We start from the raw sequence: 10,073 nt of genomic DNA, 5'->3' as shown, positions 1-10,073 counted from the left end.
ACGTCCCACCGACCTTGCGGAAACGCAAGATCGACGCAAACTACGCGGGAAACCGCAATCAATCATGAGAACCTACAGTTCGGTGCTCATCCGAATCTCCTGACTGACGGGTTGGAGCCGACAACGCTGATCGGGGCGGTCTTGACGACGTCGCCTGTTTGCGGGGCGTGTACGACGGTTCCGTCGCCTATGTAGACGGCGACGTGGTCGGGCGCGGGCCCGGCGGGGAAGACCAGGTCCCCTGGTTCGATCTCCGATTCCGCTACGGGAGTCCCGCGCGGGTCGTCGACTTGTTCCTGGCTGGTGCGCGGCAGGATGATCCGGCCTCCAGTGGCGACCGCGACCGCGCGCATAGTGAGCCCGGAGCAGTCGAATCCGGGCGCTCCGCCTTGGGCAGCGGTGGGTCCATCGGGTCCGCCGCCGCCCCATACGTAGGGGTGTCCGCTCCAGCACATCGCCTCGGCGACGATCGCCGCGCCGACCGGCGAGCCGACCGATACAGTGCCGGTGAACGCACAGGCGGCGGCCGGGATGGCACGCACGTAGTTGCGGGTCTCGTCGTTCTGGCAGACCTGTCCCTGACGCAGGGTCTCCCCGGCGCCGCAGTTGTACATCGACAGCCACAGTTCGGTGAGGTCCCCGCGCAATGTGCCTTCTGCCAGACCACGTTTCGCGATACCAGCCAGCTCGCAGTCGTAGCGGCCCTGGCTGATGACCGCGTCGGGGACGCTGCGAGGATCCTTACGGCCGTCGCCGTCGGCGTCGACCCCGTGCGCGTCCCATGTCCCGGGCATGAACTGGGCGGGACCGATCGCGCCAGCCGGGCTGTGCGCGTCGACGCCGAACCCCGATTCCTGTTGCAGCTGGGCGGCCAGCAGCGGCGCGGTCACCTCCGCGCACAGGGCGGCGGCGCGGGCGATCCACGGCTCGAATGCCTCTGGCACCGAGCCAGCCTTCAGTCGCGCGGCGCTCGGCGAAGGGCCGCACCCGCTGTCGTAACCGGATCGCCCGGTCAACCCGCTGCGGTTCGCGACCAGATCGACCGTGTCCGTCGGGGTCTCGCCCGCGCCGTGGGCGGTGAGCCACCGCATCGGATCGGTGTGTTCGCCGCCGGACAGCCGTCCTCCGGGCACGACTTCGAAATGCAAGTGCGGCCCGGACGATTCGCCCTCGCTGCCGACATCGGCGATGTGCTGGCCGGCGCTCACGATATCGCCTGTGTGCACGAGCACGCCTGCGGCCGACATGTGCCCGTAGACCGTCGACACGGTCCGGCCGTCGCTGTCGGTGGTGTCGATGACGATCCAGTTCCCGAACCCGTCGGCAGGCCCGGCCGCCACCACCGTGCCGTCGGTGGCCGAGTAGATCGGCGTGCCGGCCTCGGCGGCGAAATCCTGTCCTGGATGGAACTCTCCTCCCCGGGGCCCGTACGGCGAACTCGGGACGAAAGTGCCGTCCGCCACCGGCATCACGACGCGAGCGGTTCCATGAGTCGTCTCGTGCCGGGGCATGTCGGGAAGACAGTTGGGGTCGGTATGCCGGGATCGACCGGAGCCGATGATCAGCATGACGACCGCCACGACGACCAGCCCGACGACCATGATCGCCTTGCCGCCGGAGGTCACCGTCATGTCCGCGCTCATCACACGGCTCCGACCTGCCGAATACGCTCGGCGAACCAGTCCGTCAGCCACGTGACAGCGGTGCGCCCGGACTCATCGACGACGAACTGGTCGTAACCCTGATGGGCGCCCGAGGCGAAGAACGATGCCGCCGAGACGCCGTCGGCGACCAGCTGGCCGAGGTCAGCCGCGCCTTGCGACGCGCTGTTGACCAGTGACTCGGCCAGGCCCGCTAGGTTCGACGCGCCGCCCATCGAGGCGCTTGATTCACTCGACTGTGCCGCGTCGAGCGCGGTGGTGGGAGTCTTGGCGGCTCCGGTCAGTGTGTTCACCGCGGTGCTGGCGAACCCGAGCAGTGTCGGGATCAGGCCGACGAGCCGGGCGCCGATGTCGACAAGGTTGCCGCCGCCGGTGATCGCTTCGGCGATGCCCCACAGGTGTTCTTGGAGCTCGCCGACCTGCAATGCGAGCTTGACGACGTCCAGGTTCCCCAGGATGTCGACGATCACCGACGCGATCTGGGCGATCCCCTGCGGGTCGGGGATCAGTGCCAGCAGCTTGGACACCGTGTGCAGGTCGACCCCGGCGGCCATTTTCACCAGGGGGTTGCACAGATTGTTCAAGGTGCCGAACTGCTCGTGCAGGCCCTGGACTTTCGCGGGCAGGTCGATGCCGCCGTCCGCGACGACTGTGGCGATCTGGCGCAGGGTATCCAGGATCTTCGGGATATTGGCGGCGAAGTCGAGGGTGTTCGTTGCGACGTTGACCACCTGCTCGAACACCGTCGACGGTTTCAGGATGGACAGCACAGCCTTCGCCTGCGACAAGGTGTCCGCTGGCATCGCGCTCAGCGGCGCGGTAGACGACGCCAACGCGTTCGCCGGTCCGGTGGCATCAGGCGCGGAACCACCACCCGCCTCGCCGACTCTTGAGACGATCGCGGCCAGCGAATCCAGGGCCGTGCCGAGGTCGCTGTTCTTCGCGGCGGTCAGCACCTGGCTCGCCTGGTGTTCGGGCGAGTCGGCCGGTGCGTCTGCCAGACGTTCGGTCACCGATGGATTGCTGTCTGTCCAGTCGACCAGATCAGTCAGAGACCGCAGCGTGTCCTGCACCGCCGTGACCACGCCCGAGTCGAATATTCCGGACAGGGCCTGTGAGACAACGGTATTGAGATCGGCAGCCAGCTTTGAAAGGTCGCCTTGCCCGAAATCGGACATCAGCGACTGGGTCAGTGCCTGTAGCTGCGCCGGATCGGCACCGAGCGCACCCGCCTGGTCGGTGGTGCCTGTCGGGTTGTCGCCGGAGAGCGGCGCACCGTCGGGCCCGGACGCGGCGGGTTGGTCGCTTCCGCCGGTGAGGATTCGGCCCACGCCAGCCAGGATCGGATTGGTCGCGGCGTTGGTGTTGCAGTATTTGTCCCGTGGATCGCATATCTGCGCGGTCACGGCCGACAGCTGGCAGAACCCGCCAGGGCGCGGTCCGGCGATACCGTGCCCGTCCAGCGCAGGGCCGACGACCTTGCCGCCCGCCGTGCCTTGCTGCGGGTCGGCGATCAACCCGACTGCGATCACACGGTCCGCCGGGATCGGTCCCGTCCCGCAGCCGATGCTCGCGGCGAGGTCGCCGATGACGTCGGCGCCCTGGCTGTAACCGGCCAACACGAATTTCGTTGCGCCGCAACGTCCGGCGATATCGGTGATCTCCCCGGTAGCGGCCGTGACGCCAGTGGCCTCACTGGCGCCGTAGCTCATCCCGCGGTCCCATGCCGAGGCGCTGTAGCCGGGGAATCGGGCCAGGAACCCGTCGCCGAATCGGTCGACCAGTCCGGTGCCCACAGGAGCGAGCAGCCCGATCGGGCGTGCGGGGTCCGCTTGCGGGTTGGTTTCCCACGTACCGGGCAGAAAGATCCCCGCCACCGAGGGGCATCCCGATGCGGCCGGTTCTGCGGGGGAGGGTGCGGCGACGGCGGGCGTCGTGCTGGCGAGCATTGCGGTCGCGGCGAGCGCCACGATCCTGATTGCGGGGGTGGCGATCGGTCGCTTCACAGGCCGACTCCCATCACGATGTCGGCGTAGGCCGTGGTGGTTGAGGAATGCAGCTGGTCGACGCTCATAGCGACCCCGCCCGCCAGATGCGGGTCGAAGGGGATCTCGAACACGTCGCGCACCCAGCCGCTCACGCTTCGGCGGATCTCTTCGACATGTGAACCCGTGCGCTGATCCTGTTGCGTCACAACAACTGTGGTGTCCGCGACGACGTCGCCGCCGAGGTTGTGGTCCAGCCATTTCAGGCTTGCGAACAACCGGTTCGCGGTGCCGCGTCGGGCCGAGGTCGCGACGATCAGGCTGGTGTGGCCGTCGCAGATCAGCGGCAGCAGCCGACTCGCCGAGAGGTGCCCGCCGCCGTCGTAGATGCCCAGATACCCCGATAGCCTCAGCAGTCGCGCGGTCGTGGCGATGGTGGCTCGGGCGGGCAACACTGTGTCGTCTCGCCACAGCAATCCCGCGCCGATACTTGACGAGAGCACCAGTTCGCGCGTGATCGACGTTGCGCCGTCGGCGATTTCGGTCAGCCACGCTTGCAGCGACATCGGTCGCATCAGCTCTTCTGCTCCGCGCACGCCGAGATCGCCGCCGGAGGCGGTCGCATCGACGACGACCGCGCCCCAGTCCGTGGTCGAGCCGACGGCCGCTGCCAGTCCCCACGCGGTGGTTGTCGCACCTGCACCGCCACCCGCCCCGACCACGAGGACCGCGGGAGCGATCTGCGGCGGAAACGCCAACTCTTCGAGTTCGAATGCGGTGCTCATCGCGGCGTGATCCCCGTGATCAGGACCCCACCGTCCGCGATCGTGGAGGTCACGGTCTGCCGGCTCGCATGCGTGGCGGGACCCTGCCTCGAGCTGTTCAGGTCCGTCGTAATCGGGGGATGGATAGGCGCAGCGATTCGGTCGGTGCTGTGCAGGAACACGCCCACGGCGATCGCGCCTGTCACCGCGCACACGCTCAACGCAGTCAGAATGAGTCGGCGACGACGGGGTCTTGCGGCATCGTCGCGGGCTCGCCGATGCTCGACCTGCATCCAACGAACGTCGAAGTCCTCAGCCAGATCGGTCGAGTCGGGAACTTGGCTGCGCTGCGTGTCGGCGTTAGTGAGGTGACGCAGCTCAGCCGCAGCGCCTCGGTCCAAATCCAGCGCAGTGAGGAAGCCATCCAGGTGCCGTTGCGTGCTGGTCATCGCCGAGCCACCCATCGGTGCTGGCTCTCGGGTCGGCCCAGCTGTCCATATAGCTGCCGACGCGCCCGCCGCGCGAGTCCGGCCGCCAGGCGGACGATGAAGGCATCCACCAGCCACTCAACGTGCTGTGTCACCTGCGCCAACTGGCGTGCAACCTCGGCGACCACCCCACGGACCTGACACACCACGACCACAGCGCCGGACCGCATCCCGCCACTGGGCATGACCGACCCCGTGACACCCGATTGACGGACTCCGACCTGCCCGGACTCCGCTACCACGAGACCGCCGCACGCTACGGCGACATCCGCCGGCAACACACCGGCGATAAGGACTAGACGACAACGATGTTGATCGCGACTGGACTTCCGCATCGGCGGACCCACTTCCACGGTGACCCCGTCGACAACCGCGAAAACCGCAGGCGATCAACGCCGTTCGCAGCACACGATGTTCGAACAGGATCAAGGCGAATGCGCACCGACCACCGGCTCCGACGCAACAGCGCCGGTCACCTCACGTGTCGGGAAGCCACAGCACATCCACGCGTTCACCGCGCTGTTAGTGCTCTTGGTGGCGCTACATCCGGATCCGCTGCCAGCGATCACCGGGAAATCCTCGAGAACAGGACGCACATCCAATGTAAGACGGATTACACGAACCCGCAACTTTGAGGCAAATCACCTACTCGGCTTCTCCCGAGATTGTGAGTTCGATGCGGCACCCGACCTGCCCGCCGTCCATGACGGGGTTGAACTCACTGCCTATGAACTTCGACAGCACCCGGTGAATCGCACAACGATCCCCAGCCTGGACACGGCGGCAGCGATTACGTCGATATTCCGGCGATCGCGGTGAACGAGTGCCCCGTAAAAAGTGCTGCGCCCCACCACATCTCAGCAAGCCCAACCACTCGAACTACGACTCTCCCTCAGCCCTACTCACGCTCCCCATCCGCTACTACCGCAGCCTCATCGTTACCCACCCTCTGTTCGCCGAATTCGAGATGACGCTGCGTGCGCCCACGACAATGGATCATGGTGACCCCGAAGCGGCGCGAACCGGTTGAACTTCGTCGTTGTCGGCACCTGCTGGCCGCTCCGCCTACGTCGACCCCCGCAGCGGCTTCGTCGGCGCGATCATCCGCATCCACCCGCACCGGCTCATCAGTTTCGCCGTCAACGACCCCGCCGGAGACGTCCACCGCCTGAGAATCCACATCCGCGACGTCGGCTGCCCCCCGGCTGATATCGACAACCAACAACCCCGAACCGCAAGACGACAGGTTTCCGCTCAGAAACGAAAAAGGCCTGGTGCGCCGCCATCGCGTCGCACCAGGCACCTTCGCGAGCTTGTCAGCGGTCGAACTCGCCGTCCGCGACACCCTTGGTCCACGCCTCCATCTCGTCAGCATCGAACTCGAAGATGACCGCCTGGTCGTGCGCGTCCACTCCACGGAAGGTCGCCGCACCGTCGACATGCAGTTCGATCGCGACCGCGCCCTGAACCTCACCGGAGGAGGCACTCAGGGCCACTCCTCGGACAGCGGGCCAATGCGAATCCGCGAAAACGATCGCGGGCTGCGTCGCTGGCTTGTCTGCATGCTCGGCGTCCTGCTTGGTGTCCTGGATGAGCACGAGGTTACCGTCACGGCCGACCGCCACGCAGGTCTGCTCTCCACCGCTGTGCGAACTTATCTTCCTCTTGCCTATGCTCACCCATTCACCCTATCTGACGTGCCAGTTGATCGATGAGGCGCAAGGATTCCTCGCGCCCGAGTGCAATCGCCTGAATCTGGTTGTACTTGTAGGCGAGCTTGTTGACAGCTTCGGGGTCTTCGATGATTTCGCCTGAGATCGCGGACTCGACCCAGCCCAGAGTCGGTAATCGCCCGGACTCGAAGTCAAGAAGGTGATAGGTCGCCGAGTTGAGGCTCGATACCGCCCCTCCGGCTTTAAACGGGACGATGCGCAGGTCCAGCCGTTCGGGGTGCCCTTCCACCAGGTCATGCAGATGGCGCAGCTGCCCGCGATGAATGTCTGGTCCACCCACTTCCTGCATCAGCGCTGCCTGTCCCATCACCACTGACAGCGTGTCGATCGGGTTGGGGCCGGTGAGCAGGCGTCCTCGCTCGGTCCGGACGGCGACGCGCTGGTCGACCTCGGTTGGCAGGCTGATCGTGACGGTCGAACTGATCAGGTCTCTGGCGTATGCCTCGGTCTGCAGTAGGCCGGGCACGACATTGTTTTCGAAGGTTCGGATGCTTTGCGCTCCGGCCTCCAGACCATAGAACCGCATGAGGGTGTCGCCGAAGAGGCCCGACACCTGGGCGTAGGGGCGTGGTTCCTTGGCTATCTCACGCAACTCGAGCATCTCATCGTGCTCGACCTTGTCGAACTCCAGGAGGTTGATCAGGATCTCCAGCTTGTCCTTCGCAAGGCTGCCTTTGCCGTTCATCAGCAGCGAGACATACTGCGGAGTGAAGCCCAGCGCGCCCGCGAGCTTCTTCGCGGTGACGCCGCGAAGTGCAGCACGGTCACGGATGCGCTTCATCAGATCCCAGTTGGCGACCGTAGATGTCGTTCGCATCCCGTTCCTTCCCTTCATGGACCGCAATCACCGTACAGCAAAGAAGCCTCAAGATTAGCGTTCCGTATGCATTGGATACTTGATTCAAATGTCGTAGTCTCATCGTACGACACATCAATGTTCATGCATTGCTTCGACGGCAGTCGAGGGGATCGGGGAACGATGGCGGTACATGTAATCGGCCGGTCATTGATGACCAGCGATCAGACCGGACATCAGGCGACATGCGTCGGGGGCGGCAGATGGGTGGTTTCCTTTCTGCCGGGGCGCACGCTCGATGCCCAGCAAGCAACAGCGGCGATGCAGGTCGCAGACATCACGACGGACCTGGAGTCATGGGCGCGATTGCTCGGACTAACCGCCGGAGAGGCCGTTGGTCTGGTTTTCGCCGCTAAAGCCGCCGCGGAACCGTCCCGGCGCCGCCGGTTCAGAGGTTGAGCGGGTGATGACCATGACGCTGATCGTCGACGCCGTCTGTGACCACTACCGGTCCACCTGTGGGCTGGGTGGCGCGTTCACCCGCCCCGGATATCCGGACGACATCTGTCTGCTGCGGGTGAATCCGGCGGTGGGCGCCATCAGGATCGCTGCTGCGTTGAGCGGACGGATGGCCACCAGGTTCGGGCGACTCGTAATTGGGCAAGTGGTCGGTGCACCGTCGGGCCAGTGTGTGTGGCTGACCCGGCCGGTTGATGCCAACGACCGACGGAACGCGGCCGGGCTCGCCGGCCTAGGTGTCGAGATCTTGCCGACCGGGTCCGAGGTGCGGCTACGGGGGCCGTGGGACGCGAGCAGTGCCGACGGACACCGCTGGGTCGGGCGGCCACCGTCGGATGACTATCGCGTTCGCGCCGCGGACGTGATCGCTGAAGCGCTTGTCCTGGGACGTGTCGGGTGATCTCACATGCTGTCTTTCAACTCGTCATCGCGGTTGCCGGACGAACCGGATGTGCATGTCCGATTCACCGACGTCCGCGACGCAGACCACCCCAGGGTGATCGCGGACTACCGCGCGGGCCGTACCGCGGCTCGGAACCTCCTTGACGACTGGGCGAAACATCACAGTCCAGACCTTGCCGTCTGCATCGTCAACGACGGCTGCCTCAATTTCAAACGAATGATCTGCGAAAGGCTTTACCGATGGCTATGAGAATCACCGCGCACCTCCACAACGATTCGACCGATCTGGCCCTGGTCACGGATCGACACCATACCTACGAGACCGTGTTCGGATTCCATTGCGAGATCGACACGAAACGATTCATCACTCTGCGTACCGGTCGGGCCGCCGGAATTCAGCCACTATGGATGCTGAGAAACTTTGCCACCCAACTGTTCACAGTGTTACGGGCATCGGACTTGCATGTCCCGATCTTCTCGAAAGCATCGACACAACGGTGGTACCTACTGACCCAGCCGACCACCAACGCCAGACACCGCCCCTGGCAGAGCGATCCCGCATTCGTCATCCACGGCGTGAAATCGGTTCCAGGAATGAGGCTTTCCCTGCCAACGCCGGGCCGGGCAAACCGGGTGTGGCTGAACCCGCCCCAGCAGAAGGGACTCGCACCCTTCGAGGATGTCGAAGATATCATTCGATCCGTCGCCAGGCGGCGACCATGACCATCGCCGTCACCCGAACAACGCTGCTCGCCATGGGATGCTACGTCACCGGCACGGACGCACTGAACCGGCGACTCGATCACCAACTCGGGTGGCGCCGGCAGCAGCCCTCCTCGTCGACAGCCAGAAACGATTCAACCGGGCGTGTCAGCCCAGGCTGGAACCGTCCACCTCCTGACGCACCAACGCGGCATCCTCCAGAACTGGCTTCCCCCGGCATCCGAACCGACCTCGGTGGCCGGTAGGCCGCAGATGACCACGACGGACGCCATCCCCCTCGTGCTCAGCGCGCTCGCCGTATGGTTGCTGTACCGGGACTATCGGCGGGGTGTCGAGGTCGACCAGTTGAAGCACGCCATACAGCAGATCTATCTCCACAACCCCCATCTTCGACGACCTACGCGAACCATTCCGTTCGAATTCGATTCCGACACAAAGGAAGAAGACGACTGATGGGCACAGACACCACGCTATTGCACGCAACCGCGGACGGTCGGTCCTTCGCACTGACCGGCTTTGAGCCTGCTCTGACGGGGATGGACCGGGCTCAAGCAGCTCTGCGCATGAGCGGAGACCGCATGGAGGCGCTTGAATTCTCCATCATCGCTATTCGATTCAGTAACGCCCAGACGGGGTCACCGTCCCGGGGAGTCTCAAGGCGCTCGGGCCGGGGCGCACCCCAACGTCAACTCTCCGGGAGGTGGCCGATGCCGTGCCGTGAACTACCGCAGCGAGAGGCGCTCGTCGGCCCGCTTGGGCCGGTCCACTGCGATGTACCGCTCGAAGAGATCGAGCGATGTCTTGAAGCGCTTCGCGCGCGGGATACCAATCTGCCCGGTGCCGGTGTGTCGAATCCGCCGGCGCCGGGTGCTCCAACGCAACGGTAGGCGGTCCAAATGAGCTGGGACGCAATATCGCTCGTCCTCCTAGTACTCCAGCCGGACTTGGCGGTCATGGTGTGGGTTGGGATCGTCGCTGGTAGTGGCTGCGGCGGGCGCGGTA

General features: G+C 65.2%; 9 protein-coding genes. 3 read left to right on the top strand and 6 right to left on the bottom strand.

Going from position 1 to position 10,073, the window contains the following annotated elements; translation table 11 throughout:
• Positions 1–86 precede the first annotated feature (86 nt).
• From A5789_RS00050 to A5789_RS00020, 6 genes are all read right to left on the bottom strand, one after another.
• On the bottom strand, positions 87–1,643 hold the full coding sequence (locus A5789_RS00050; RefSeq protein WP_082940361.1) for a peptidoglycan DD-metalloendopeptidase family protein: 1,557 nt from the start codon (positions 1,641–1,643) through the stop codon (positions 87–89).
• Entirely contained in the window at positions 1,643–3,631 is a 1,989-nt protein-coding gene (locus A5789_RS00045; protein ID WP_064903390.1) for a cutinase family protein, read from the bottom strand. The genes A5789_RS00050 and A5789_RS00045 overlap by 1 nt, the downstream gene beginning before the upstream one ends.
• Before the next feature lie 32 nt (positions 3,632–3,663).
• The gene (locus tag A5789_RS37150) at positions 3,664–4,431 is read right to left on the bottom strand and encodes a hypothetical protein (RefSeq protein ID WP_064903388.1); all 768 of its coding nucleotides are present in this window, start codon (positions 4,429–4,431) and stop codon (positions 3,664–3,666) included.
• Positions 4,428–4,859, bottom strand: coding sequence for a hypothetical protein (locus A5789_RS00035; protein WP_064903387.1), 432 nt, complete (start codon positions 4,857–4,859; stop codon positions 4,428–4,430). Before A5789_RS00035 ends, A5789_RS37150 begins: the two co-directional genes overlap by 4 nt.
• Before the next feature lie 1,355 nt (positions 4,860–6,214).
• Positions 6,215–6,577, bottom strand: coding sequence for a DUF397 domain-containing protein (locus A5789_RS00025; protein WP_156747608.1), 363 nt, complete (start codon positions 6,575–6,577; stop codon positions 6,215–6,217).
• A gap of 4 nt (positions 6,578–6,581) precedes the next feature.
• Positions 6,582–7,448: a helix-turn-helix transcriptional regulator gene (locus A5789_RS00020; protein ID WP_064903379.1), complete on the bottom strand. Its 867-nt coding sequence runs from the start codon at positions 7,446–7,448 to the stop codon at positions 6,582–6,584.
• Between the two features lie 445 nt (positions 7,449–7,893).
• On the opposite strand from A5789_RS00020, the gene A5789_RS00015 reads away from it, so the two are divergent.
• The 3 genes from A5789_RS00015 (at position 7,894) to A5789_RS00005 (ending at position 9,524) form a co-directional block, all read left to right on the top strand.
• Positions 7,894–8,346 (top strand): hypothetical protein, encoded by a 453-nt coding sequence (locus A5789_RS00015; RefSeq protein ID WP_064903377.1) that lies wholly within the window; start codon positions 7,894–7,896, stop codon positions 8,344–8,346.
• Positions 8,347–8,588: 242 nt separating this feature from the next.
• A complete protein-coding gene (locus tag A5789_RS00010) occupies positions 8,589–9,071 on the top strand; it encodes a hypothetical protein (protein ID WP_155525713.1) in 483 nt (160 codons plus the stop codon).
• Positions 9,072–9,323: 252 nt separating this feature from the next.
• A complete protein-coding gene (locus A5789_RS00005) occupies positions 9,324–9,524 on the top strand; it encodes a hypothetical protein (RefSeq protein ID WP_064903370.1) in 201 nt (66 codons plus the stop codon).
• Positions 9,525–10,073 lie beyond the last annotated feature (549 nt).

Origin of the sequence: Nocardia sp. 852002-51101_SCH5132738, from assembly GCF_001665695.1 — a bacterium.
In the GTDB taxonomy this organism is placed as follows: domain Bacteria; phylum Actinomycetota; class Actinomycetes; order Mycobacteriales; family Mycobacteriaceae; genus Nocardia; species Nocardia nova.
The sequence above is the reverse complement of the archived record's forward strand: the minus strand, read 5'-3'. Positions and strand labels throughout refer to the sequence as shown.